General features: G+C 61.6%; 22 protein-coding genes. 11 read left to right on the top strand and 11 right to left on the bottom strand.

The features are described 5' to 3' along the window. Window positions 1-69 precede the first annotated feature (69 nt). Window positions 70-570 (top strand): SUKH-3 domain-containing protein, encoded by a 501-nt coding sequence (locus OKW98_RS18050; protein ID WP_265386004.1) that lies wholly within the window; start codon window positions 70-72, stop codon window positions 568-570. 305 nt (window positions 571-875) lie between these two features. Next, window positions 876-1,211, top strand: coding sequence for a hypothetical protein (locus tag OKW98_RS18045; protein WP_265386003.1), 336 nt, complete (start codon window positions 876-878; stop codon window positions 1,209-1,211). Between the two features lie 233 nt (window positions 1,212-1,444). On the opposite strand, the gene OKW98_RS18040 is transcribed toward OKW98_RS18045, so the two are convergent. The 4 genes from OKW98_RS18040 to OKW98_RS18025 form a co-directional block, all read right to left on the bottom strand. Next, complete coding sequence (locus tag OKW98_RS18040) at window positions 1,445-2,554, bottom strand: SMP-30/gluconolactonase/LRE family protein (RefSeq protein ID WP_265389766.1); 1,110 nt, start codon at window positions 2,552-2,554, stop codon at window positions 1,445-1,447. Between the two features lie 652 nt (window positions 2,555-3,206). Next, window positions 3,207-4,433: a c-type cytochrome gene (locus OKW98_RS18035; protein ID WP_265386002.1), complete on the bottom strand. Its 1,227-nt coding sequence runs from the start codon at window positions 4,431-4,433 to the stop codon at window positions 3,207-3,209. Next, the gene (locus OKW98_RS18030) at window positions 4,430-6,193 is read right to left on the bottom strand and encodes a GMC family oxidoreductase (RefSeq protein ID WP_265386001.1); all 1,764 of its coding nucleotides are present in this window, start codon (window positions 6,191-6,193) and stop codon (window positions 4,430-4,432) included. Before OKW98_RS18030 ends, OKW98_RS18035 begins: the two co-directional genes overlap by 4 nt. Window positions 6,194-6,199: 6 nt before the next feature. Then, window positions 6,200-6,946, bottom strand: a complete 747-nt coding sequence (locus tag OKW98_RS18025) for a gluconate 2-dehydrogenase subunit 3 family protein (protein ID WP_265386000.1) — start codon at window positions 6,944-6,946, stop codon at window positions 6,200-6,202. Between the two features lie 521 nt (window positions 6,947-7,467). Between OKW98_RS18025 and mrdA the strand changes: the two genes are divergently transcribed. From mrdA to OKW98_RS17980, 9 genes are all read left to right on the top strand, one after another. Beyond that, entirely contained in the window at window positions 7,468-9,402 is a 1,935-nt protein-coding gene (mrdA, locus tag OKW98_RS18020) for a penicillin-binding protein 2 (RefSeq protein ID WP_265385999.1), read from the top strand. Window positions 9,403-9,725: 323 nt separating this feature from the next. Then, window positions 9,726-11,447 (top strand): ubiquinone-dependent pyruvate dehydrogenase, encoded by a 1,722-nt coding sequence (gene poxB, locus OKW98_RS18015; RefSeq protein WP_265385998.1) that lies wholly within the window; start codon window positions 9,726-9,728, stop codon window positions 11,445-11,447. 774 nt (window positions 11,448-12,221) lie between these two features. After that, the gene (locus OKW98_RS18010) at window positions 12,222-13,073 is read left to right on the top strand and encodes a MurR/RpiR family transcriptional regulator (protein ID WP_265385997.1); all 852 of its coding nucleotides are present in this window, start codon (window positions 12,222-12,224) and stop codon (window positions 13,071-13,073) included. 104 nt (window positions 13,074-13,177) lie between these two features. Next, the gene (gene ddpX / locus OKW98_RS18005) at window positions 13,178-13,696 is read left to right on the top strand and encodes a D-alanyl-D-alanine dipeptidase (RefSeq protein WP_265389765.1); all 519 of its coding nucleotides are present in this window, start codon (window positions 13,178-13,180) and stop codon (window positions 13,694-13,696) included. Between the two features lie 210 nt (window positions 13,697-13,906). Continuing rightward, window positions 13,907-15,463, top strand: a complete 1,557-nt coding sequence (locus OKW98_RS18000; RefSeq protein ID WP_265385996.1) for an ABC transporter substrate-binding protein — start codon at window positions 13,907-13,909, stop codon at window positions 15,461-15,463. Between the two features lie 123 nt (window positions 15,464-15,586). Continuing rightward, window positions 15,587-16,603: an ABC transporter permease gene (locus OKW98_RS17995; RefSeq protein WP_265385995.1), complete on the top strand. Its 1,017-nt coding sequence runs from the start codon at window positions 15,587-15,589 to the stop codon at window positions 16,601-16,603. Between the two features lies 1 nt (window position 16,604). Then, window positions 16,605-17,504, top strand: coding sequence for a D,D-dipeptide ABC transporter permease (gene ddpC, locus OKW98_RS17990; RefSeq protein WP_265385994.1), 900 nt, complete (start codon window positions 16,605-16,607; stop codon window positions 17,502-17,504). Further along, window positions 17,501-18,541 (top strand): ABC transporter ATP-binding protein, encoded by a 1,041-nt coding sequence (locus OKW98_RS17985; protein WP_265385993.1) that lies wholly within the window; start codon window positions 17,501-17,503, stop codon window positions 18,539-18,541. The genes ddpC and OKW98_RS17985 overlap by 4 nt, the downstream gene beginning before the upstream one ends. After that, window positions 18,538-19,521, top strand: coding sequence for an oligopeptide/dipeptide ABC transporter ATP-binding protein (locus OKW98_RS17980; protein WP_265385992.1), 984 nt, complete (start codon window positions 18,538-18,540; stop codon window positions 19,519-19,521). Before OKW98_RS17985 ends, OKW98_RS17980 begins: the two co-directional genes overlap by 4 nt. A 70-nt stretch (window positions 19,522-19,591) precedes the next feature. Here the strand turns inward: OKW98_RS17980 and OKW98_RS17975 are convergent, their stop codons facing one another. The 7 genes from OKW98_RS17975 to urtA form a co-directional block, all read right to left on the bottom strand. Continuing rightward, window positions 19,592-19,939 carry an FmdB family zinc ribbon protein gene (locus OKW98_RS17975; RefSeq protein ID WP_265385991.1) on the bottom strand — a complete coding sequence of 116 codons (348 nt, stop codon included), beginning with the start codon at window positions 19,937-19,939 and terminating at the stop codon, window positions 19,592-19,594. Between the two features lie 76 nt (window positions 19,940-20,015). Continuing rightward, a complete protein-coding gene (fmdA, locus tag OKW98_RS17970) occupies window positions 20,016-21,245 on the bottom strand; it encodes a formamidase (protein WP_074887566.1) in 1,230 nt (409 codons plus the stop codon). Window positions 21,246-21,421: 176 nt separating this feature from the next. Then, complete coding sequence (gene urtE / locus OKW98_RS17965; RefSeq protein ID WP_133775383.1) at window positions 21,422-22,111, bottom strand: urea ABC transporter ATP-binding subunit UrtE; 690 nt, start codon at window positions 22,109-22,111, stop codon at window positions 21,422-21,424. Window positions 22,112-22,121: 10 nt separating this feature from the next. Further along, window positions 22,122-22,883, bottom strand: coding sequence for an urea ABC transporter ATP-binding protein UrtD (gene urtD / locus OKW98_RS17960; RefSeq protein ID WP_265385990.1), 762 nt, complete (start codon window positions 22,881-22,883; stop codon window positions 22,122-22,124). Then, window positions 22,880-24,061, bottom strand: a complete 1,182-nt coding sequence (gene urtC / locus OKW98_RS17955; protein WP_265385989.1) for an urea ABC transporter permease subunit UrtC — start codon at window positions 24,059-24,061, stop codon at window positions 22,880-22,882. Before urtC ends, urtD begins: the two co-directional genes overlap by 4 nt. A 23-nt stretch (window positions 24,062-24,084) precedes the next feature. Then, window positions 24,085-25,002, bottom strand: a complete 918-nt coding sequence (gene urtB, locus OKW98_RS17950; protein ID WP_265385988.1) for an urea ABC transporter permease subunit UrtB — start codon at window positions 25,000-25,002, stop codon at window positions 24,085-24,087. A gap of 156 nt (window positions 25,003-25,158) precedes the next feature. Next, window positions 25,159-26,403, bottom strand: coding sequence for an urea ABC transporter substrate-binding protein (urtA, locus tag OKW98_RS17945; protein WP_133775380.1), 1,245 nt, complete (start codon window positions 26,401-26,403; stop codon window positions 25,159-25,161). Between the last annotated feature and the right edge of the window lie 165 nt (window positions 26,404-26,568).

The following is a 26,568-nucleotide window of genomic DNA, read 5'->3' as shown; positions in this document are numbered from 1 at the left end:
TCGTTTTTGTGGACTTAAGGGGATAGACCCCTTTAACTCTATAGCACCCACTAACAGCTTGGTAAAATCGTGACCGACACACTAAACGTACCCCCGCTGATCGAACTCCCTGAAAGCCTGAGCCCACTTTTTCTTGCAGCAGGCTGGCCCAGCACTTCCACCGTGCCACTACCGCGTTACGTTCCACACGACCATCCTGCCGCTGCTCTACTTAAACAGCTTGCCGGGGTGCAAGTGGGCATCTGCGGCGCAGGAGAGGAGTGTGCTACCAGCGATGTCGCCTTTGGCACATTTGAACATCTGCATGAAAGCGAAGATTTCCTTGAGTGGGAGCAACGCCTAGGCACCACCTTGGTGAGCATCGCCGAAGTCCATCACGGCCACGGCGCGCTGTTGATCGACGAAAAGGGTTGCTGCTACCTCTTGAGCCTCATCCACGACGGGCTTTGGATACAGGGACTGGGCTTTGTTCAAGCCATGGAGAACTTGATATTTGGGCGTAAGACGGGTGAGCAGGCGCAACTCGCAACGCCAGGCGCAATACCGATCTTTTTTACCGGCACCCTATGACAGACCTATGCTGCGTTCGGGGGCAGAAAATCTCGCAGGGTTAAAGGGTTAAAGGGGACGGACCCCTTTAAATCTAACGGCCAAGTAGCGCTGAATAACTCAGTTCAAGTTAAAGAAACATCCCATAGACGAGTCGGGGTAGATGTAGAGAATAAGGAGTTTGTCGTGCTGGATAGGACCGAAACTTACCCAAATGGAGACGAAGAATTTCATGGGCACGTACGTTGCTGGTGCGATTTGCACAATGAACAACAATCGGCATTCAGAAAAGCTGGCATGGTAACAGGCAAAGGGAAGATCAAAAAATGAGCGCTACCACCCCCCCATATAACCAAGAGGAGCTAGATGTTATGTTGCGGTCGGAAGATGCGGAGGTAGCTACGGATGCACTTATGTATCTGTGTTTTAACATTGATGATCCGCAATGGATTCAGCTTAAGTGCATAGAAGCAATAAGGAATCATCGCGACGAGGACGTCAGAGGACTGGCCCTGACATGCATAGGTCATGTTGCCCGCATGCACAAAATAATCGACAAATCTTTAGTCATGCCGGTCCTACTAGAAAAACTAAAGCACAGGACCTTGTCTGGTAGAGCTCAGGATGCTCTTGACGACATTGAAATCTTTATCAACCGATGACTATGCCTAAAGTGAGAGGGGCGACCCCCTTTGACCCTTTGAGGCGCAAACCATTTGAAAGATATAGCAGCAGCTCCATTACTCTCTAATGCGTTTAAACATCAGTTTGCTTTCTTTGTCAGCGTTTTGGATACATCGGAAATCTACTTTGCGGTCTAAAGGCGCGGACCTTTTAACGAGAGCCCAACCCAAGTCGACGGCCGCTCGGCCGCCGATCCAGCAAGTAAATACCCCTACACCGCAAACCCAGTCCCGCGCGTATTCACAAACAGCGAGTAAATCGAGTGACTGCTCGCCATGAACAACCGATTCCCTTCGCGTCCGCCGAAGCACAGGTTCGGGCAGCGCTCAGGCAACGAGATGTGCCCGATGGCCTTGCCCTGGGGATTGAACACGCGCACGCCGTCGAGTTTCTCCAGGTCGGCCTTCGGGTCGCCGTTGCCGCCCCAGCCGCACCACAGGTTGCCGGCTTCGTCGCATTTGATGCCGTCGATGGCGGCGTAGTCCAGGCCTTCGATGTGTTTGCGGCGTTCGCCCAGGGTGCCGTCGTCCTTGACCGCGATGGCCCAGATCAGGCGGTTCGGTTTGGCGCGGCCTTCGACGACGTACAGGGTCTTTTCGTCAGGGGAGAAGCACAGGCCGTTGGGACCCGCCAGGTCGTCGATCACCCGGGTGACTTTCCTGCTCTCGCCGTCGATGCGGTAGACAGCGTGGGGTTGAGTCGGGGTGATTTTGTGGCCTTCGTAGTTGTTGCTGGTCTGGAAGGGCGGGTCGCTGAACCAGATCGAGCCGTCGCTTTTGCAGGCGATGTCGTTGGGGGAGTTGAAGGGTTTGCCGTCGAAGCTGTCGGCCAGCACGGTGATGGTGCCGTTGTATTCGGTGCGGGTGATGCGGCGGCCTTCGCTGGTGGTGGTGGAGCCCTCGCAGACGATGAGGCGGCCCTGGCGATCGCGGCACATGCCGTTGGAGAAGTTGGAATGCTCGCGGTACACGGTGAAGGTGTCGGTGATTTCGTCCCAACGCATGATGCGGTTGTTGGGGATGTCGCTGACCAGCAAATAACGCCCGTCGCCGACCCACACCGGCCCCTCGGCCCAACGCATGCCGGTGGCGAGTTTTTCCACGCTGGCGTTGAAGACGCGCAGTTCGAGAAAGCTGTCGTCGAGAATGTGAACGAGCGGATCCGGGTAGCGCTGGCTCAGGGGCTCTGCAGCAGACCCGAGGCGGGGCAGAGCGCCGCTGCCAACCGCGGCCAGTGTGGCAGAAACGGCGAGGGATTTTTTCAGGAAACTGCGGCGGGTGTTGCCGCTTGAGCGCTCAAGGGTTTCAGCGTGTTCGGGCATGGCGGACAGGGATGAGTCCATGTAGCGATCTCCGTTCTATTATTTTTTTACGGGTCGCTAGTAATACCTCGTGATAAGACATCGTACAAGTGAATGATGGGAGGGGTATTCAGCTCGCCGTCAAAAAATATCGGTGCCCAGACTGGCCTCTTCCCGGCTAAAGCCGGTCCCACTAAAAGCATCGCGTGCAGCCAGTGGGACCCGCTTTAGCCGGGAATGGACGCAGAGCGTCCTGGGATGCATGCCCACGCGGAGCGTGGGAACGATCATCAAATGATCACAGAGGGTTGAGCAGCAAGATTGATGGTGCCCGAGCGGGCGTCTTCCCGGCTGAAGCCGGTCCCACTAAAAGCAACGCATGCAGCCAGTGGGACCGGCTTTAGCCGGGAAGCACCGGGACTGCACGTGATCTGCTTTTGATCTTCATACGCAGGAAGTTCATACACCACAGATCGCGACTTGGGTGCAGGCTGAACGCAGGGCCCACGGAGCGAGACCGGAGTGAAGGAACCCCGACGAAGGAGGGGCCCAACCGAGAGCAAGCACCCTTGGTTACTTGGGGTGCTTTTCCAAGTAACTCGCCGAAGGCGAAACGTCTGCCCCTAGGCAGACGCTCTTGATCTTGATCTCCAACGTCAGGCAAACGAAAAACCTACTTCGCCCTCAACCCCTCACGTACATCCTTCACATCCGAAGCCGAGACCGCCGGCGCCGCATTGCCCCACGTATTACGCACATACGTCAGCACATCCGCGACATTCTCATCCGACAGATTCCAGCCAAACGCCGGCATCGCCGGAGCCGTCGGCGCAGCATCCGTCGCACCCGCCCGACTGCCCGCCAGCACCACACGAATCAGCGACGACGGATCATTGCTATTCACCAACGGCGCCATCGCCAGTTTCGGGAACAGATTGGCCGCGCCTTCACCCGTCGGCGTATGACACGCCGAACAGCGATCCGCATAAATCGCCTTGCCCGCCACCATCGCCCCATCGTCCGCAGCGACTGGCTTGGCTGCCTCGACCGGCTTGGCGCCATCCTTCAAGTACACCGCCACCGCCAGTAAATCCTCATCCTTCCAGTGCTGCGAAGAATGCTCGACTTCCTCGGCCATCGGCCCGGACGCGATGTCGAAACGGTTCGCGCCGGTCTTCAGGTACTTGACGATGTCCGCCTCGCTCCACGCGCCAATGCCATCGTGGCCAGTGGAGGTGATGTTCGGCGCCACCCAATTCTGCAGATTGGCGCCAGTGAGGAACTGATCGTTCTTGTCACCGCCAATCAGGTTCTTCGGTGTGTGGCACGTGCCGCAGTGACCCAGACCTTCCACCAGATACGCGCCGCGGTTCCACTGCTCGGACTTCTGCGGATCGGCCTTGAACTCGCCTTCCTTGAAGTTGATCAGGTTCCAGCCGATCAGGCTGGTGCGCACGTTGAAGGGGAAGGGCAGCTGGTTGGTTTCAACCTTGTTCTCCACCGGATCGACCGTCTTCAGGTACGCGAAGATCGCCAGGTTGTCCTCACGCAGCACCTTGGTGTACGCGGTGAACGGCATGGCGCCGTACAAACGCTTGCCGTCCAGGCCGTGGCCCTTGGACATGGCGTTCTGGAAGTCGTCGAAGCTCCAGCGGCCGATGCCGGTCGCCAGGTCCGGAGTGATGTTCGCGCCTGCCAGCTTGCCGAACGGGGTATCAAGAATCACGCCGCCGGAAAACAGCGGCTTGCCCGGTATCGTGTGGCACGCCGTGCAGTCGCCCAGAGTGGTCAGGTAGCGGCCCTTTTCCACGATGTTGTACGAATCGGCGCCAGTTGCGCCATGAGCCAGGGAAACAGACAGGCCGATAACGCCTGCGCAGACCGTCAGAAGAGTCTTCATACGCTGATCATCTCCCCTGGACGCTTGAGGTAGCGGGTGCGGATGGCATCCGCCGCTTTGAAGGCCAGTGCCGCGACGGTACCGGTCGGGTTGTAGCCCGGGTTTTGCGGGAAGGCGGAGGAGCCAACCACGAACAGGTTCGGCACGCCCCACACTTGCAGGTGTTTGTTCACCGAACTGTTCTTCGGGTCGGCACCCATGATGAAGCCGCCGACGATGTGCGACGACTGATACGGCGCGCTGTTCCAGTGCCCTTGCTGGGAGCTGGGCACCATCTGCCGCGGGTTCATGCTCTTGGCGATCTCACCGACCTTGCCGGTGACGTACGCAGCCATCTTGCGATCGTTCTCCGGGAAGTCGAAGGTGATGCGCAGCAGCGGGCGACCCAGCGGATCTTTGTAGGTCGGGTCCAGCGACAGGTAGTTGGTGCGGGTCGCGTAACTGCTCGCTTCGCAGCCGATGGACATGGAGCTGGCGTAGTTCTTGACCGTGGCTTTCTTCCATTCCGAACCCCAGGCCGGGGTGCCGGGCGGGAGAGGGCGGGAGTCGATGGGCGCTGCGCCGATGGGCGTCACGCGGGTGCTGCCGCCGCCGACGAAACCGAGACCCGAGTGGTCGAAGTTGTCGTTGTTGAATTCGTCGATGCCCATGCCGATGGCACCGCCGCCGATAAACGGGTTGAAGTTCTTGTCATCGAAGAACATGCGCACGCTGTTGGCGGTCTGGTAGGCGTAATTGCGGCCCGTGGTGCCGGTGTTGGTCACCGGGTCGTACGGCTGGCCGACGCCGGACAACAGCATCAGGCGCACGTTTTCGAAGATGAACGCGCTGATCACCACCAGTTCGGCGGGCTGTTCCCACTCTTCGCCGTTGGAATCCATGTAGACGATGCCGGTGGCGCGTTTGCCGCTGCTGTCCATGGTCACGCGCAACACTTCGCAGTTGGTCATCGCGGTGAAGTTCGGCTTGCGCACCAGCACCGGCAACACCGTGGTGATGGCGCTGGCCTTGGAGTAGTTGGCGCAGCCGTAGTTGGTGCAGAAACCACAGAAGGTGCAGGCACCCATCGCCACGCCGAGGGAGTTGACGTAAGCGCGCGATTGCAGCGCCGACGGCACCGGGAACGGTTTGTAACCGAGATTCTTGGCGGCCTCGGCGAACAGCGTCGGCGCGTAGGTCTGTTGCGTCGGCGGGTTCGGGTATTCCTCGGAGCGCGCGCCTTCGAAGGTGTTGCCGCCTTCCTGAATCACGCCCTTGATGTTGCCGGCCTTGCCGGAGATCCCCGCCAGGCGGTCGAACTTGGTGTAGAACGGCTCCATTTCATCCCAGTCGGTGCCCCAGTCCTGCAGGGTCAATTCAGGCGACAGCTCTTTGCCGTAACGCTCGGTCAGGTGACTGTGCAGCCGGAACTCATGGGGCTGGAAGCGGAAGGTGATACCGGCCCAGTGATTACCTGCGCCGCCGGTGCCGTTGCCCGGGTGAAACGAGCCCCAGCTGCGCATGGGTAGCGCTGTCTCGGTGACGCTGTTACGAATAGTCGTGGTGTTTTGCCGGGTTCTTGCCATCAAGTCCTGACGGCGGCTGTAGCGCAACTCGTCCGCAGCCGAGGCCACGTTGAAGTCAGCCGCGGTATCGCGCCATGGGCCGCGTTCGAAGCCGATGATTTTCAGATTTTCATCCGCCAGTTCATTGGCAATGATGGATCCGGCCCAGCCGAGCCCGACTACCACGACGTCCGTGGAAGGTAGTTTTTTGGCCATGTCGAATTAACCCTTTTTGGTCCAGGCGGAGCTGCCGATGATGGAGAGCGGCACCAGATTCAGCTTCTGGTTGTGCAGACCGATGTACTCGCGGTAGTCGTAGCGGGCACCGGGGAAGCCGATCATTTTCCACGACACCATGTCGCGGTTGCCGCCGTAGACCGGGTCGGCGAAGAAGCCTTCCATGGTGTTGCCGAGCACTTGCTGAAAGAACAGTTTGGCGTCGATGCCATCCAGCGTGATCTCGGCTTTGTCCAGACCGGTCAGGACCTTGTCCTGTTGTTCTGCGGTCAGGGCGCTGAAGTTTTTCTGGAACTGCTTCTGGCAGTAGCCTTCGAGGCCGGCGAGGCCCAGGCGATAACGCTGGCGCGGCACCAGTTCCGACTGGTCACCCTGCATCGGCGTGCCTTGAACGAACGGGCCCTGCATGTAAAGACGGCTGAAGGTGCCGTACTCGCCCGCCAGCTGGCGGTCGATGAACACCGCGCAGCCGGCGTCCTTGCCGCTGACGCTGAGGTCATCGGCGGGGATCAGTCGGGCGACAATGGCTTCCACGGCAGTGGCCTCGGCGTCGGTGAAGAACTGCCAGCCGGGGGTGTCGTAGTGCATCGGACCGTTGTGGTCGAAGGGCACCCACTGCGGCACACCGACGACGGTGGCGGCCTGGGCCGTGGCAGCTGCACCGACGGCCAGCGTTGTGGCTGAACCTTTCAGCAACTGGCGGCGGGTGAGGCCTTTGGGTTTTTCTGTCATTCTGGGCTCCTGCAAAACCACGCCCCCACAGTCCATTGGGAATGGTCCGTGCCGGGGCTGTGCTCTGCGTTCTTTATCACGGGTATTGCCGCGCATACGATGTGCACGGCAAGTGGCTCTTGGCGGGGTGTGACACTGGGTCTCTGGCAGGCCTGCGAGCGAATAGCGCACGCTAGGCGGGGAATTGCCGAAACTGATCCGCATCTTTTCACGCCAACTGCCATGATAGATGTGTTACCCCGTGTTGCAGCCGGTCAAATCGGTAAATCACTCTTACCGATTGCGCAACAGTCGCCTCGCAATCGAGTAACAATGGGTCAGATCGGGGTTGGTGGCATTTCGCCGATGCAGTCCCAGGGTGGTGCAGGTGGGGCCGACAATGGCCTGAACCTGACAGAATCTTCATAAAGCCAAGTCCTTTGCCACGGCGACTTCTTGGTATCGTGCACGCCATTTGCGTCCCGCCTATTCACACGGGGTGCTGACTGTGCCGTCCATCTGTTCACCGAGTAGCGACAGAAATGCCCGATCCGATACCCTTAAAAGACCACGAGAAGGAAACCCGGCTGGTCAATAAACGCTTGATCGCCTGCGCCGTGTTCGTGGCCATGCTCAGCGTCGCGCTGGTGTGCCGCATGTATTTCCTGCAAGTCACCGAATTCGCATACCACTCCACCATTTCCGAAAACAACCGCGTCCACGTGCTGCCGATTCCGCCGGAGCGCGGGCTGATCTTCGACCGTAACGGCGTGATCCTGGCCGACAACCGCCCCAGCTTCAACCTGACCATGACCCGCGAGCGCGCAGGGGACTGGCACGCGGTGATCGACGAACTGATGCAGATCCTCAACCTGCCGGACGAGGACCGCATCATCTTCGACAAGGCGATGAAAAACTCGCCGCACCGCTTTGTGCCGGTGACGCTGCTGTATGAGCTGACCGAAGAGCAGATCGCCCTGTTGGCGGTCAATCAGTTCCGCCTGCCGGGGCTGGACGTCGAGGCGCAATTCGTTCGCCACTATCCGCTGGCTGAGCATTTCGCCCACTCCATCGGCTACGTCGGGCGGATCAACGAGAAGGAAGCGACCCAGCTCGATCAGGTGGAATACCGCGGCACGCAGTCCATCGGCAAGACCGGCGTCGAGCGGTTCTACGAGAGCGAGCTGCACGGTCATGTGGGCTACGAAGAAGTCGAAACCAACGCCCAGGGCCGCGTGTTGCGGGTGCTTAAGCACACCGATCCGGTCGCCGGCAAAAACATCACGCTGAGCCTGGACATCAAGCTGCAAGAGGCCGCAGAGCACGCGCTGGGGGATCGTCGCGGCTCGGTGGTGGCGATTGATCCGGCCACCGGCGAAGTCCTGGCGATGGTCAGCAAGCCGAGCTTCGACCCGAACCTGTTCGTCACCGGGATCAGCTTCAAGGAATATTCGGCGCTGCGGGATTCGGTCGACCGGCCGCTGTTCAACCGCGTGCTGCGCGGGTTGTACGCCCCGGGTTCGACAATCAAGCCGGAGGTGGCCATTGCCGGCCTGGACAGCGGCGTCATCACGCCATCAACCCGAGTCTTCGATCCGGGTTATTTCCAGCTGCCGGACTTCGACCACAAGTACCGCAACTGGAACCACAGCGGCGATGGCTGGGTGGACCTGTACGCGGCGATCATGCGCTCCAACGACACCTATTTTTATGACCTGGCGCACAAGCTGGGCATCGACCGCCTGCACGATTACCTGACCATGTTCGGCATCGGCCAGAAGGTCTCCCTGGACATGTTCGAAGAATCGGCGGGCCTCATGCCGTCCAAAGAATGGAAGCGCATCACCCGCCGTCAGGCGTGGTTCCCGGGTGAGACCGTGATCCTCGGCATCGGCCAGGGCTACATGCAGGTCACACCGCTGCAACTGGCCCAGGCGACGACGCTGATCGCCAGCAAGGGCATCTGGCACCGCCCGCATCTGGCCAAGGAGATCGGCGGCGTGGCGCCGGTCGATGAGCACCCGATGCCGAACATCGTGCTGCGCGATTCCCACGAGTGGGACCAGGTCAACAACGGCATGCAAGCGGTGATGCACGACCCGCGCGGCATCGCACGTGCCGCCGCGCAAGGCGCGCAATACCGCATCGCCGGCAAGAGCGGCACCGCGCAGGTGGTGGCGATCAAGCAGGGCGAACGCTACAACCGCAACAAAACCCTGGAACGCCACCGCGACAACGCCTTGTTCGTCGGTTTCGCCCCGGCGGCCAATCCCAAGATTGTCGTCGCGGTGATGATCGAGAACGGCGAGGCGGGCGGGCGCGTGGCCGGTCCCGTGGTGCGTGAAATCCTCGATGCCTGGCTGCTGGATCCGGACGGCCACCTGAAACAGCAATACGCCACGCCAAGCGCAACGCCGGTGAACCCCAAAGTGCAGATCGCCGAACCGAGCAAGGCGGTGGGCCAGCCGCCGGTGTGATGTGCGGGGCCTCATTGCTGCCTTCGCGAGCGATGCGGTGCCTGGCGCATGACGCATTCCCTGCACGGGGGATGCGGACCTGGCTCATGACGCATTGCCCTGTAGGAGCCGGCTTGCTGGCGAACCCGATCCGTCAGTTACGCAACCGGTGACTGACACAACGCGTTCGCCAGCAAGCCGGCTCCTACGGCATCCGACCCTCTCAAAAATGGCGCCCGCCCACACGCACTGAACTGTCCCCGGCGCGACAGGTCGATTTGAGACCACGCGCGATGTCTGTTCCGGCCTCGCGCGCTCATTCGACTCGACAAGGAACTTACCCCATGTCCAGCAGAACCATCGCCGATTACCTCGCCCAAACCCTCGCCGCAGCCGGCGTCTCGAAGATCTGGGGCGTCAGCGGCGACAGCCTGAACGGCCTGACCGACAGCCTCCAGCGCCTGGGCAAGATCAAGTGGATGCACACCCGTCACGAAGAGGTCGCGGCGTTCGCGGCAGGGGCGGAAGCAGCGTCTACCGGCAAGCTGGCGGTGTGTGCGGGCAGTTGCGGTCCGGGCAATCTGCACTTGATCAACGGCCTGTATGACTGCCACCGCAGCGGCGTGCCGGTCCTCGCCATCGCTGCGCAGATCCCGTCCTCCGAGATCGGCCTGAATTACTTCCAGGAAACCCACCCCACCGACCTGTTCAAAGAGTGCAGCCACTTCGTCGAAACTGTCAGCACCCCGGAGCAATTCCCCCGGGTGCTGGAGCGGGCCATGCGCGCGGCCATCAGCCAGCGCGGCGTCGCGGTGATCGTGATTTCCGGCGACGTCGCCCTGAGCGCGGCGCCCGACATCAAGCCCCAGTGGGTTGATCACGCGCCTGCGCGGGTCATCCCGGCAGAAGCCGACCTGCAACGCCTGGTGGACCTGCTGGACACATCCAAAGCCGTGACCATTCTCGCCGGCGCCGGCTGTGCCGAGGCCCACGATCAAGTGGTGGCGCTGGCGGAAAAACTCTCCGCACCCGTGGTTCATGCCCTGCGCGGCAAGCAGTACATCGAATACGCCAACCCCTTCGATGTCGGCATGACCGGGCTCATCGGCTTCAGCTCCGGCTACCACGCTATGATGGCCTGCGACACGCTGGTGATCCTCGGCAGCAGCTTCCCGTACCGCAATTTCTACCCGGAAAAAGCCAAAGTCATCCAGATCGACATCGACCCGACCGCCATCGGCCGTCGCGTGCCGGTCACCCTCGGCCTGGCAGGCGGCATCGCTGAAACCCTCGACGAACTGTTGCCGCGTCTCAAGCCCCACACCGACCGCAAATTCCTCGACAAGGCGCTGGATCATTACGCCAAATCCCGCGAAGAACTCGACGAACTGGCCACGCCATCGGGCCATGGCGAGCCGATTCACCCGCAGTATCTGACGCGACTGGTCGATGCCTACGCTGACCCGGACGCGATCTTCACCGTCGATGTGGGGACGCCGACTTTGTGGGCGGCGCGCTACCTGACCATGAACGGCAAGCGCTCGCTGTTGGGCTCGTTCAACCACGGTTCCATGGCCAATGCCATGCCCCAGGCATTGGGTGCCAAGGCGGCATTCCCACAACGGCAAGTGGTGGCGCTCTGCGGCGATGGCGGCTTGTCGATGCTGATGGGCGACCTGCTGTCGATCCGCCAATTGAACCTGCCGATCAAGCTGGTGGTGTTCAACAACAGCTCTCTGGGCTTCGTGGCGATGGAAATGCAAGCCGGCGGTTACGTGCCCCATGACACCGATTTCGACAGCACCAATTTTGCCAACATCGCCATCGGCGCAGGGATTCTGGGGATTCGCGTGGAGGACTCGGCTGACCTGCCCAATGCCCTGAAGAAAGCCTTCGAACATCCGGGGCCTGTGGTGGTGGACGTGGTGACTGCGAAGCAGGAACTGGGCATGCCGCCGAAGATCAAGCTCGCCCAGGCAAAAGGCTTCAGCCTGTTCATGCTCAAAGCCGTCATGAACGGCAAAGCCGACATGGTGCTGGAATTGGCGAAAACCAACCTGCGCTGAATTGGGTAGGTAATGGGTCCGCGGATACACCGCGGACCCATTGCAGGATCGCGCACTCATTGTAGGACCGGCTTCAGCCGGGAAAGCGTCAGTCGATACACCGCAAAAGCGAGGGTGTTCACACGGGCTTCTTCCCGGCTAAAGCCGGTCCCACAATTACACCGCGCACCCATGTGGGACCGGCTTCAGCCGGGAAAGCGTCAGTCGATACGCCGCAGAATTCAGGATGTTCACACAGGCCTCTTCCCGGCTAAAGCCGGTCCTACCAGTACACCGCGCACCCATGTGGGACCGGCTTCAGCCGGGAAAGCGTCAGTGGATACGCCGCAGAATTCAGGATGTTCACACAGGCCTCTTCCCGGCTAAAGCCGGTCCCACAATTACACCGCGCACCCACGTAGGACCGGCTTCATCCGGGAAAGCGTCAGTCGATACACCGCAAAAGCGAGGGTGTTCACACGGGCTTCTTCCCGGCTAAAGCCGGTCCCACAAATACACCGCGCACCCCTGTGGGACCGGCTTTAGCCGGGAAGAGGCCGGTACTCCTGTTACCCATTTACAACCTGCCACACCCCTCATTTTCGCCCCGCAATCGCGCATTTTTCCTCACCCTCGCACCACCCTGAATCACGAAAATTACCCGCCTGAAATCTTTTGAAAAAAGCGTTGTAAGCCCTCGAAACGCGATGTTATGTTGCTAACATTCTGTCGCAAAATGACCGTCTAGTAACATTAATCCGGTCCCTATAACCCGGCTCCACTGGCGAAATTCCCATGGATAAAAGCCCTTTCCTCGATGCTCTGGAACAGCGGTTCAGTGACCTGACGCCGACGGGCAAGCGCATCGCCGGCTACCTGCTCGCCAATCCGCAGAAGCTGCCGTTCGAGACCGCTGACAGCATCGCCCAGCAGACCGGTACCACCGGCATTTCGGTAGGGCGTTTTCTGCGCTCTCTTGGCTATCGCAACATCGACGACGTCAAACAGAGCCTGCGCGGTGACAGTGCCAGCCCCTGGGTGATCACCGATCGGCTCGGCGCGTTTCGCGAAGAAAACACCCAGGGCGATGCACTGGAGCGCTCGATGAACCGCGAACTGGAAGCCATCCAGCGTGTTTACGCGCTGGCACGCGGCGAAACCTTCGCCCGCATCGTCGATCGGCTGTACAGCGCAGACGCCGTGTTCATCGTCGGCATCCAGACCACCCGCGGCATCCTCAACGCCTTTTTCAGTCACCTGGAGTACATCCGGCCCAAGGTGTATTACGTCGACGGCCTGTCCGGCACCTACGCCGAATCGTTGAACTCCCAGTTCGAAAACCCCTACGCCGTAATCGCCGACTTCCGCACCTATTCCGCTGTCACGCGGACCTTCTGCGAAGTCGCCCATCAGCAGAACGTCGGGCTGGCGTTCATTACCGACTTTCACTGCCCGTGGGCCCGGGATTACCCGAGCGATCTGCTGCAGCTCAACGCCGACGTGGGGCAGTTCTGGGATTCCCTGGCGCCGCTGACCTGCCTGTTCAATTTGATGGTGTCGGCGGTGGCCGAGCGTTATGGCGACCGGCTCGACCAGAGGCTGGCGAAGAACCGTGAGCTGCAACAACTGTTTGGCCAGTTTGAATAGATAGAGCTTCCCGGCTAAAGCCGGTCCTACTGAAGCAACTCGCACACGCTGATCTGGAGTGCCGTTACGTGAATAGCCCCCTCGTCGAAGTCGATGCCCACGCGATGCAGGTCGAGATCGACCTGATCTACGCCGGTGTCGACAACCTCGCCGGCAAGCAGATTTACCAGGACCCGCGCTGCCTCCTGCACCGCGACGCCGAGCAGTGTCTGCGCAAGGCCAGCACCCTGGCGAGGCAGGCCGGGTTGCGGTTGCGCATCTTCGACGCGTATCGCCCGGCTTACGCCCAGTACCTGCTCTGGCAGGCGCTGCCCAACCCGGAATACGTGCGCGACCCCGCTTTGGGTTCGCACCACACCCGGGGCGTGGCCGTGGACCTGACCCTGATCGATGCCAGCGGCAACGCCCTGGACATGGGCACCGGCTTCGATGACATGCGCGAGCAGTCCCATCAGTTCTTCGCCGACCTGCCCATCGACGTGCAACGCAACCGCCTGCTGTTGCTGGGGATCATGCTGGCGGCAGGGTTCACCTACATCGACAGCGAGTGGTGGCATTACGAACTGCCCGACGCCGAGGACTATCCGCTGATCGACGACGGCTCGATCCAGCCCGCTGACTGAACGCCCAACACGCAGTACTCAACACAAAACAAAACACACGAACACACGATCGGGACGACCACGAATCCCGGCTGAATCTGGCGCCACCCGACCTCGCAAGAGCAGGGCACGCCATTTCGCAGGCCTTAGGCCTGTGAGCTTTAACTGCCCGGTATAGCTTCAATAACAAACCTGACGAACTTTCAGACATCGAACGATCAAGGAACCGGCATGAAATCAATCCTTACCCCACGCACGCTGGCGATGGCAGTCCTCTGCACCGCCATGGGCCTCGGCGCCTGGCAATCGGCCAGCGCAGCCGTGCCCCAGGACACCCTGATGATCGGCAAACCGTCCGACCCGCAGACCCTCGACCCGGCCGTGACCATCGACAACAATGACTGGACCGTGACCTACCCGGCGTACCAGCGGCTGGTCACCTACAAGGTCGAAAACGGCAAGGGCAGCACCGAAGTGGCGGGGGAGCTGGCCAGCGGCTGGACCACCTCGGCAGACAACCTGACCTGGGAATTCAAGCTCAAGCCCGGCAACAAATTCGATGACGGCGCCGAGGTCAATGCCGAGGCGGTGAAGTTCTCCTTCGACCGGGTGATGAAGCTCAAGCAAGGGCCGTCCGGTGCGTTCCCCGATGACATGGCGGTGTCGGTGGTCGATCCGCTGACCGTGCGCTTCACCCTGAAAGCGCCGTACGCGCCGTTCCTCTCGACCCTGGCCCATAACGGCGCGGCGATCATCAACCCGGACGTGGCGAAGAAGGCCGAAGGCGCCGACGCGTACCTGTCGAACCACACCGCAGGTTCGGGCGCGTTCAAGCTGGTCAACTGGCAGAAAGGCCAGGCCCTGACCATGGAGCAGAACAGCTACTACGCCGGCCCCAAACCGACCCTGAAGAAAGTCGTGGTGAAGATCATCAGCGAGGCCTCCGTGCGCCGTCTCCAGCTGGAACACGGCGACCTGGACATCATCGAAGACATGCCCGAAGACCAGCTCGAAGCGCTGGCGAAGAAGTCCGGCATCGTCGTGGGTGACTACCCATCGCTGCGGGTGACGCTGCTGTACCTCAACACCCAGAAAGCGCCGATGAACAACCCGGATGCGCGGCGTGCCATTGTCGAATCCCTGGACTACGACGGCATCATCAACGGCATCCTGAAAGGCAAGGCCAAACCCCTCAATGGCCCGATCCCCCAAGGCATGTGGGCGTATGACGAGAAGCTGCCGGCGTTCAAGCAGGACATGGACAAGGCCAAGGCCGATCTTGCGAAAGTCTCGCCCAAGGTCAGCAACCTCACGTTCATGTACTCCGACAAAGACCCGAACTGGGAACCCATCGGCCTGACGCTGCAAGCCGGTCTGCAACCCCTGGGCGTGAACCTCAAGCTGGAGAAGCTCGCCAACGCCAGCATGCGTGAGCGCCTGGGCACCGGGGACTTCGACATCGCCATTGGTTCGTGGAGCCCGGACTTCGCCGACCCCTACATGTTCATGAACTTCTTCTTCGACTCGAAGCTGAAAGGATTGGCCGGCAACCGTTCGTTCTATGACAACCCGGCTGTGGACAAACTGATTCGTGAATCGGCGACCACCAACGACATGGCCAAGCGCACCGAGCTGTACCAGCAGGCGCAGAAGATCGTGCTCAACGACAGCGTCTACGCCTACCTCTACCAAAAGGCCTACACCTTGCCGATGAGCGACAAGGTCAAGGGTTACGTGTTCAACCCGATGCTGGAACAAGTGTTCAACGTCGGCACGATCACCAAGTAAGCGCTGCATCCCGTATATCGCTGTGACTCACAGGACCCTGCAAGGGAGGCGGGGTCCTGTGACGCAGCGCTGTGTCCGCGAGCTGTTTCGCGTTATTGATCGACTGCGTGACCGAGGTGCCCCATGGCCTTCCTGAATATGCTGCGCAAACGCCTGGGCGGCCTGCTGCTGGTGGTGTTCGGCGTTTCCCTGATTACCTTTTCCATCTCGCACCTGATTCCGGGCGACCCCGCGCGACTGATCGCCGGGGACCGCGCCACCGACGCCATCGTCGACAACATCCGCCACCAGTTGGGGCTGGATCTACCGCTGTATCAACAATACGGCCGCTACATGCTCGACCTGCTGCACGGCGACCTGGGCACGTCGATTCGCACCCATCGTCCGGTGCTCGAAGATTTGCAGGCGTTCTTCCCGGCAACGCTGGAACTGGCGCTGGCGGCGCTGACCTTGTCGATTCTGGTGGGCGTGCCGTTGGGCGTGCTCTCGGCGGTGTACCACAACCGCTTCATCGACCAGGTCGCGCGCACCCTGGCAGTGACGGGGATTTCGACCCCGGCGTTCTGGCTCGGGCTGGGCCTGATCGTGTTGTTCTACGGCCACCTGAACTGGCTGCCCGGTAGCGGGCGTCTTGACGAAGGGCTGGACCCACCCCGCACCATCACCGGCTTTTACCTCATCGACACGCTGCTGGCCGGCGACACCGCACTGTTCGCCAATGCGCTGCAGCACCTGATTCTGCCGACCATCACCCTGGGCTTCGTCAACCTCGGCGTGGTCGCTCGGCAGATCCGCTCGGCGATGCTCGACCAGCTCGGCGAAGACTACATCCGCACTGCGCGCGCCTACGGCCTGTCGAAATGGGCGGTGATTCTGCGCCACGCCTTGCCCAACGCGCTGATTCCCTCGGTGACCGTACTGGGCCTGACCCTGGGGGATCTGCTCTACGGCGCGGTGCTCACGGAAACCGTGTTCGCCTGGCCGGGCATGGGCGCCTACGTGGTCAAGTCGATCCAGTCGCTGGATTTCCCGGCGGTGATGGGCTTCGCGATCATGGTTTCCTTCATTTATGTGCTGCTGAACATGGCGATCGATCTGCTGTACCGCCTGATCGATCCGCGCATTGGCGAGGTCAACTGACATGACTACCCCGATCACCGCGCCCACCGTGGCGCCACTGCCGGCCGCCTCGCGCTGGCAAGACAAATGGGCCTACCTGGCCCATCAGATCCGCCGCAGCCCGCTGACCATGGCCGGGCTGCTGATCACCGTGATGGTGCTGTTGGTCATGGCTTTCGCACCCTGGCTCGCGTCCCATGATCCCAATGCGCTGAACCTGACCCAGCGCCTCGCCGCGCCGTCCGCCACCCATTGGTTCGGCACCGACGAAGTGGGCCGGGATCTGTTCAGCCGCGTGCTGTACGGCAGCCGGCAATCCGTCGGCGTCGGGCTGTTCGTGGCCTTCGCTTCGTGCTTTGCCGGCGGCTTGCTGGGCTGCCTGTCCGGGATCATTGGCGGACGCTTCGACGGGCTGATCATGCGCCTGATGGACATCATGCTCTCGGTGCCGTCGCTGGTACTGATCATGGCCCTGGCCGCCGCGCTGGGCCCGAGCCTGTTCAACGCCATGCTGGCGATCACGCTGGTGCGGATTCCGTTCTACGTGCGCCTGGCCCGGGGTCAGGCTTTGAGCATTCGCCAGATGGGTTACGTCAAGGCCGCCGAAACCTTCGGCGCCGGTCGTTGGCACATGGTCATCTGGCACGTGGCGCGCAACGCCATGCCGCCGTTGCTGGTGCAGCTGAGCCTGGACATCGGCAGCGCCATCCTCATGGCCTCGGCGCTGGGCTTCATTGGCCTGGGCGCGCAACAGCCGACGGCGGAGTGGGGGGCGATGGTCGCGACCGGGCGCAACTACATCCTCGATCAATGGTGGTACTCGACCTTTCCCGGCGTGGCGATTTTGATCACGGCCACCGGTTTCAACCTTTTGGGCGACGGCGTGCGTGACTTGCTCGACCCACGGCAGCAGGGGAAATGACCATGCAGGCTTCCGTTCAAACACCCCTTGCCGAGCAAGCCCCGGTGCTGGTCATCGACGACCTGCGCATCGAATTCCCGGCTTACAAAAGCACGGTCAAGGCGCTCAACGGTGTCTCGCTGCACGTCAATCCCGGCGAGATCGTCGGGGTCATCGGCGAGTCCGGCTCGGGCAAGTCGGTCACCGCGATGCTCAGCCTGCGCCTGCTGCCGGAGCGTTCCTACGACGTGAAAAGTGGCAGCCTGAGCATTCTGGGCCGCGACATGCTCACCGCCAAAGAGAAGGACCTGCTCAGTGTGCGTGGCCGTGACGCCGCGATGATCTTTCAGGAACCCATGACCGCGCTCAATCCGACCCGCCGCATCGGTCGGCAGATGCTCGACGTGATCATTCATCACCAGCGCCTGGGCAAGGCCGACGCCAAGGCCAAGGCCATCGCGTTGCTGCGGGACATGCACATCGCCGACCCCGAGCAGGTGATGAACAGCTACCCCTTCGAGCTCTCCGGCGGCATGCGTCAGCGGGTGATGATCGCTCTGGCTTTTTCCTGCGATCCGCAATTGCTCATCGCCGACGAACCGACCACCGCGCTGGACGTCACGGTGCAGCGGCAGGTGCTGTTGCTGCTGCGGGAAAAGGCGCGCGCGCGGGGCACGGCGATTTTGCTGATCACCCACGACATGGCGCTGGTGTCGCAGTTCTGCGACCGGGTGTACGTGATGTACACCGGTGCGGTGGTGGAGCAGGGCGTCACTGCGCAGGTGATGGCCGACCCGCAGCATCCGTACACCCAAGGCTTGCTGAGTGGCTTGCCGGAGCAGGTCGAACCGGGCCAGGACCTGATGACCATTCCCGGGCAGGTGCCCAACCTTTCGGCGTTGCCGGAGGGCTGCACGTTCCTGGATCGCTGCGCCTTCGGCACGGCCCAATGCCTGCAACGCCCGCCGATGCAGATCATCGACGAAGCCGCCGACCGCAAAAGCGCTTGCTGGTTGAGCGCGCCCTCACACGCCACCGTACAGGAGTCGCGGCCATGAACCGTTCAGCCCTGCAGACCTTACCCGGTGAAAGCCCGACCATCCTCGGCCTGCAAGACGTGCGCGTGCATTACCCGATGGGCAAGGACTGGCTCGGGCGCCCGAAGGCCTTGGCCCATGCCCTGAACGGCATCGATCTGCAGGTCTGCGCCGGTGAAACCCTCGGCGTGGTCGGGGAGTCCGGCTGCGGTAAAAGCACCCTGGCGCAGTTGCTGATGGGCTTGATCAAGCCAACATCCGGGCGACTCGACTGGATCTACAACAGCGACAAGGAACGCAGCAGCAACGTGCAGATCGTCTTTCAGGACCCGCAGTCGTCCCTCGACCCCAGGCTGCCGGTGTGGAAAATCATCACCGAGCCGCTGTTCGTGCAGCGTTCGGCGCCGCGCCACGAGATGCGTGCCATTGCGGCGAAGGTGGCGGCTCAGGTGGGCATTCGCACGGAGTACCTGGACCGTTTTCCCCACCAGTTTTCCGGCGGTCAGCGTCAGCGCATCGCGATTGCCCGGGCGCTGTCCTCCAACCCGGACATCATCGTCCTCGACGAACCGACCTCGGCGCTGGACATCTCGGTGCAGGCGCAGATCCTCAATCTGTTGGCAGAGCTGCAGCGTAGCCGCGACCTGACGTACATCCTGATCTCCCACAACGTCTCGGTGGTGCGGCACATGGCCGACCGGGTGGCGGTGATGTACCTGGGGCAGATTGTTGAGTTGGGTACGGCGGCGGAAGTGCTGGAGCGGCCGCGTCATCCGTATACGCAGCTGTTGCTGGAGGCCGTGCCGCGTCTGGGGGTGTCGGTGGACGAGGGGCAGGTGTCGGCGCCGACTGAGCTGCCGGGCAATCGGACGCTGCCGACGGGGTGTTACTTTCGTGACCGCTGCCCGAAAGCCACCCACGGCTGCGAAAAGCCGCAAGCGTTAGTACCGGCCAAAGACGTTGGGACATCCGTGCGCTGTCATCTGGCCTCCCACCACTGATGCGCGGCCACGGCCCCTTTACTGCCCCCTTCACCTGACGTGAAGGGGCCGGTTGACCCCCATGAGTCGATCAATGGCTGATCATCCACGGTCGGCCCGCTGGCTTGCCTTTCAGGGCGTGTGGATTGGCTTTGGTGGGTTCGAGTCTTTTCGTCGGGCCGCAGCAACTGCAACCGCTGGGGTGGCCCCGGCTTTCCTTGTACTGGTCCAGGGTTTTTGGCGCGTGGGCGCTTTGCTCGTTGCGGGCGATGGCGCTGCGGGTGTTGCCGGCCATCGTGCTCAGCCCCGGCGCGGACAGAATCACCCGCAGGCTCGAAGCGCCGCATGCCGGGCACTCGCACGGCAGCGCGCTCTCGGCCATGGGCCGCAGCGAAGTGAAATCCCCACAGTCGGGGCAGTCGTATTCGTACATGGGCATGGCTAAAATCCTTTAGTCGGCGTGCGTTCTGCAGGCGCGAATTCATTCGCGCCTGCAGGGGGGACTCAGCCCGGCGTTACTTATCCTGCGCGATCGGCAAGTCCACGGTGCCGTCGATGAATTTCGTCGGGCCGTTGGCGTTGGGGTTGATGTCGAATTTGAATATCTCGGTCGGCAGCCACAACGTCGCGCACGCGTTGGGGATGTCGACCACGCCGCTGATGTGACCCTGCACCGGTGCCGAGCCCAACAGCGAATAACCCTGGGCCGGGGAGTAACCGAACTTGGTCATGTAGTTGATCGCGTTCAGGCACGCCTGGCGGTAGGCGACGTTGACGTCCAGGTAGTGCTGCTGGCCGGCTTCATCGACCGAGATGCCTTCGAAGATCAGATAGTTGTTGTAGTTCGGCACGATAGGGCTTGGCTTGAAGACCGGGTTTTTGATCCCGTACTTGGCCATGCCGTCCTTGATCAACTCGACGCGCATGTGCACCCAGCCGGCCATTTCGATGGCGCCGCAGAAGGTGATTTCGCCGTCGCCCTGGCTGAAGTGCAAGTCGCCCACGGACAGACCCGCGCCGTCGACGTAGACCGGGAAGAACACTTTCGAGCCCCGGGACAGGTCCTTGATGTCGCAGTTGCCGCCGTGCTCACGGGGCGGCACCGTGCGTGCGCCCGTGGCGGCGGCCAGGTCGCGGGCCGGGCCTTTGAGTTTGCCCAGGTGCGCCGTGCTGGCGCAGGGCGGACAGGCCAGTGCCGGGACGCGGTCCGGGTCGGTGTCGATCAGTTCCTGTTCGCGGCGGTTCCACTCGGCGAGCATCTTGTGGTCCGGCAGACAGCCGATCAGGCCGGGGTGAATCAAGCCTGCAAACTCGACGCCGGGAATGTGCCGGGAGCTGGTCATCATGCCTTTGAAATCCCAGATGGATTTCTGTGCCAGCGGGAAATGCTCGGTGAGGAAGCCGCCGCCGTTCTGCTTGGAAAAGAAGCCGTTGAAGCCCCATTGCGAATCGGCTCGGGCGCCGATGTCCAGCAGCTCCACCACCAGCAGGTCGCCTGGCTGAGCGCCATGCACACCCACCGGCCCGGACAGGTAATGCACGGTGGTCAGGTCGACGTCGCGCACGTCGCTGGCATCGTCGTTGTTCTTGATCGCGCCAGCGGTCCAGTCGTAGGTTTCGAGGATGAAATCATCCCCCGGCTTGACCCAGCAGGCCATCGGGATGTCCGGGTGCCAGCGGTTGTGGATCTGCTCGTTTTCGGTGACAGGCTGGTTGAGGTCGACTTTGATCAAGGTATCGGTCATGGGGGGTTCTCCTTGGGTTTCGGGTCAATCCGATAGAAATGTGTTGGTCCGGGTGACGTCTTCGCGGGCAAGCGCGCTCCTACAGTTGGCCGCATTCCTCTGTAGGAGCGACCGGGGTGGCGGCCCACCTTGCTCGCGATGGCGTCCGATCTAACGCTGCATATCTCCGGGCATTACTAAACCGACAAATACCGACTGATCGTCGCTTCATCGACATTGGCCCGGGTTTCTTCGATGACGAAGCGGCCTTTCTCGATCACCAGCAACCGGTCGGCGATTTCCAGGGTGAAGGACAGCACCTGCTCCGAGACGATGATCGTCAGGTTGCGCAGGGTGCGGATCTCTTTGAGGGTGCGGGCGATGTCCTTGATGATCGACGGCTGGATGCCTTCGGTGGGCTCGTCGAGCAACAACACCTTGGGATTGGTCGCCAGGGCCCGGGCGATGGCCAGCTGCTGTTGCTGGCCGCCGGACAGGTTGCCGCCGCGTCGGCCGCGCATGTCGAACAGCACCGGGAACAGCGCGTACAGGTCTTCCGGGACCTTGCCGCCGGCTGAGGCGGGGAGGCCGGTCTGGATGTTTTCCAGCACGCTCATCGACGGAAAAATCATCCGGCCCTGAGGCACGTAGGCCATGCCCTGGGCGACCCGGTTGTGGGTTTCCAGGCCGGACACGTCTACGCCGTCCAACTGAACCTGGCCGCCCCATTGCGGCAGGATGCCCATCAGGCTTTTGAACAGCGTGGTCTTGCCCATGCCGTTGCGGCCCATGACCGCGACGATTTCCTGTTTCTGCACCGAGAGGTTCAGGTCGTGGAGGACCTGACTCTGGCCATAACCACACGCCAGCTGCTGAATGTTGAACATGCTGCGCTCCTTAATGGCCCAGATAGACTTCGATGACTTTCGGGTTGCTCTGCACCGACTCCATGCTGCCTTCGGCCAACACCTTGCCCTGATGCAGCACCGTGACCTTGTGCGCGATGCTCTTGACGAACTCCATGTCGTGCTCGATCACCAGCACCGAGCGGCCCTGGCTGATGCGATTCAGCAGGTCGGCGGTTTGCGCACGCTCGCTGACACTCATGCCCGCCACCGGCTCGTCGAGCATCAGCAGTTCCGGGTCCTGCATCAGCAACATGCCGATCTCCAGCCACTGCTTCTGGCCGTGGGATAACAGGCCCGCCTGTTGCTGCAGCAAGTCACCGAGAAAGATGTCGGCGGCCACCTGATTGACCCGGTCCAGCACCGCCTGGGTGCGCTTGAAAAACAGCGCGCCGAACACCGACCGGCCCGCCGGAAACGACATCTCCAGGTTCTCGAACACGCTCAGGTTGTCGTAGATCGACGGCGTCTGAAACTTGCGCCCGACCCCTGCACGGACGATGTCGTACTCGTTCATTTTGGTCAGCTCGCGGTCCTTGAACTGGATGCTGCCGCCCGTGGCCCGGGTCTTGCCGCAGATCAAATCCAGCACCGTGGTCTTGCCCGCGCCGTTGGGGCCGATGACCACGCGCACTTCGTTGCGGTCGATGTACAGGTTGAGGTCGTCCACCGCCTTGAAGCCGTCGAACGAAACGGTCAGCCCTTCGATGGCCAGGACCGGTTTGTTCATCTGAAAGCCTGTGGGGCTGGTCATGGCTGAATCTCCATCGGGCTGGCGGCTTTCTTGTCAGCGGGGGCGGGCGTTGGCGTGATGGTCGGGGCAGGGGAGGCCAGTACCGGGGCAGGTTTGCGCTTGAGGCCCGACAACCATTTGCGCCCGTGGCTTTCCCATAAACCGGCCAGGCCGTTGGGGAAATACATGACCACGGCGATGAACAGCCCGCCCATGAGGTACAGCCACAATTCGGGGAACGACTCGGAAAAGTAGGTCTTGCCGTAGTTCACCAGCAGCGAGCCGTACACCGCACCCAGCAGCGACATGCGCCCGCCGACGGCGGCGAAAATCACCATCTCGATGGACGGCACGATGCCCACGAACGAGGGCGACATGAACCCCACCTGCAAGGCGAACATGGCCCCGCCGATGGCCGAGAAACAGGCCGCGACGCAGTACACGAAGACCTTGAACGCCGCCACGTCGTAACCGGAAAAGCGCACCCGCTCTTCCTTGTCGCGCATGGCCATCAGCAGCCGGCCCAGCTTGGAGTTGAGGATGAATTTGCCAAACAGGATGCAGCCGAACAGCAGGCCTGCGTTGATGAAGTACAACACCAGCTTGGCGCTGTCGCTGCGGATGTCCCATCCCAGCAGCGTCTTCAAATCGGTGATGCCGTTGATCCCGCCGGTCAGCCCTTGCTGGCCGATGATCAGCACCGTGAGGATCAAGGCGATGGCCTGGGTGACGATGGAAAAATACACATCGCCCACCCGGCGTCTGAACAGCGCGACGCCAATGATCAACGCCAGCAGGACCGGCAGCACGATGACCGCCATCACCGTGAACGTGAAGCTGTGAAACGGCACCCACAACCAAGGCAGTTCGGTGATCTGGTTCCAGTCCATGAAGTCCGGAATGCCCGGGGTCGACTGGATCTTGGTGCTCTCCGGATCAGACGCTTCCAGCTTGAGAAACATCGCCATGCAGTACCCGCCCAGGCCGAAAAACACGCCTTGCCCCAGGCTGAGAATGCCGCCGTACCCCCAGCACAACACCAGACCCACGGCGACGAACGCGTAGGTCAGGTATTTGCCGACCATGTTCAGGCGAAAGGCGTCCAGGGTCAGGGGGAAGACCACCAGAATCAGGGTCGCAAGGATCAGCAGGCCGACCACGCCCTGGCGTCCGCCGAGCATTTTGTTTAGCGCGTTCATGGGGCTACCTCTCTGGCGCACACTTATTTACGAACCTTGCTGGCAAACAACCCTTGGGGGCGCATCAACAGGATCAGAATCACGATGGACAGGGTCAGGACCTTGGCCATCGAGCCACTCATGAAAAATTCCGACAGCGATTGGGTCTGGGCAATGGCAAACGCCGAGGCAATGGTGCCGAACAGGCTGGCTGCGCCGCCGAAAACCACCACCAGAAAGGTGTCGACGATGTACAGGGAGCCAGCGGTGGGGCCGGTGGAACCGATGGTGGTGAACGCCGCGCCCGCGACCCCGGCAACGCCGCAGCCCAGGGCGAAGGTCATGCGGTCGACCTTGCGGGTGTTGATGCCCACCGCCCGGCTCATGATGCGGTTCTGCACCGTGGCGCGGACATGCAGGCCCCAGCGGGTGCGGTACAGCATCAGGAAAATGCCGCCGGTCATCAGCACGGTCAGGCCCATGACGAACAGGCCGTTGCGCGGGATTTCGATGGCGTCGGTGAGGTTGACCGCGCCCATCAGCCATTCCGGCGGGTTGGCGCTGACTTCGCGGGCGCCGAAGATGGAACGGAAGGCTTGCTGCATGACCAGGGACAGGCCCCATGTCGCCAGCAGGGTGTCGAGCGGTCGGTGGTAGAGGCGACTGATCATCACCCACTCCACCACCCAGCCCACTGCACCGGCCACCACGAACGACAACGCGATGGCGAAGAAGAAATAGTACGGCTGCATCCACGGGCAATAGCTCTGCACCAGGGTCGACAGCATGTAGGTGGTGTAGGCGCCGATGGTGAGGAATTCACCGTGGGCCATGTTGATCACGCCCATCTGACCAAAGATGATCGCCAGCCCCAGGGCCATCAACAACAGCACGCAGAACACGGAAAGCCCGTTGAACCCCTGCATGGCCGCGATGGCACCAAATTCCGATAGCCATTCCATGATGATGGTCTCCGAGGTGAGGTATATGAGCGCCGCACGTGTAGGAGCGCGCTTGCCCGCGAATGCCATGTGTCAGGCGCTAGAAATGCAGCGGATGTACTGACGTCTTCGCGGGCAAGCGCGCTCCTACAGTGGAGCGCGCGGTTCCATCAACTGTTATTGATAACCTTTTGGAAACGGATTCGGCTCGATCAGATCCGACTCGTAAACCACTTTGAACTGGCCGTCGGCCTGGACTTCACCGATGCGGGTCTTGCTCCACAGGTGATGGTTTTCGTGAATCTTCACGTAGCCTTCAGGTGCGGTTTTCAGCTCGATGCCCGGGGACGCCGCGACCACTTTGTCGACATCGAAGCTGCCGGCTTTCTCGACCGCCGCTTTCCACAACCACGGACCGAGGTAGGCGGCCTGGGTCACGTCGCCCATCACCGAATCCTTGCCGTACTTGGCCTTGAACGCCTCAACGAACGCTTTGTTGTTGGGGTTATCCAGGCTCTGGAAGTACTTCATGGAGGCGTAGAAGCCCTTCATGTTTTCGCCGCCAATGCCCAGCAGTTCGTCTTCGGTGACCGACAGGGTCAACAGCGTCTGCTTGGTGGAATCGACGCCCGCGGCTTTGAGCTGCTTGTAGAACGCCACGTTGGAACCGCCCACGACCGCAGCGAACACCACGTCAGGTTTCTTCAATTTGACTTTGTTGATCAGCGAGCCGAACTGGGTGTTGCCCAGCGGGTAGTAGTCTTCGCCGACCACGGTGCCGTGGAGCACGTTTTCGATGTGCTTGCGGGCGATCTTCATCGAGGTGCGCGGCCAGATGTAATCCGAACCGATCAGGTAAAAGGTCTTGGCGCCCTTGGTCTTGGCGATCCAGTCCAGGCTGGCAAGGATCTGCTGGGTGGCTTCCTGGCCTGTGTAGATCACGTTTTTCGACTGTTCCAGCCCTTCGTAGAAGGTCGGGTAATACAACAGGCCGTTTTCTTTTTCGAACACCGGCAACACCGCTTTACGCGACGCCGAGGTCCAGCAGCCGAACACCGTGGCCACCTTGTCGTTGACCAGCAGCTTGCGGGCTTTCTCGGCGAAGGTCGGCCAGTCGGACGCGCCGTCTTCCTGAATGATCTTGATCTGGCGCCCGAGGATGCCGCCCGACGCATTGATCTGGTCGATGGCCAGGCGTTCGGCCTGGATCGAACCGGTTTCGGAGATCGCCATGGTGCCGGTGGCCGAGTGCAGCTGGCCGACGGTCACTTCGGTCGGCGTGACGGCCAGGCCGGTGGTGTTGGCGTCATCGGCCAGGGTCATCTGGCTGAACACGCTGGCGGCGATCAGCGAAAGGGCTGCCGCCCCCAATGCCAGCCGTCGGGGGAAAAAGCGCGTGGGGCCTGTCAGTCGTGAATCCATGTTCCCGCTCCTGTGCTGGTGATTCGCGGCGGCCGGGTGAGGGTCCGTCGCGAGCTGCGAGCAAGCATGAGGCGGGCGCGGGAATCGGGGTATACGCAGCGTGACGTATGCGCGTACGTCATTTGACGTAGGGCCGGTAACGCCGGACAAAGGCATGATTGCGCC

Source organism: Pseudomonas sp. KU26590, assembly GCF_026153515.1.
In the GTDB taxonomy this organism is placed as follows: Bacteria; Pseudomonadota; Gammaproteobacteria; order Pseudomonadales; family Pseudomonadaceae; genus Aquipseudomonas.
The sequence above is the reverse complement of the archived record's forward strand: the minus strand, read 5'-3'. Positions and strand labels throughout refer to the sequence as shown.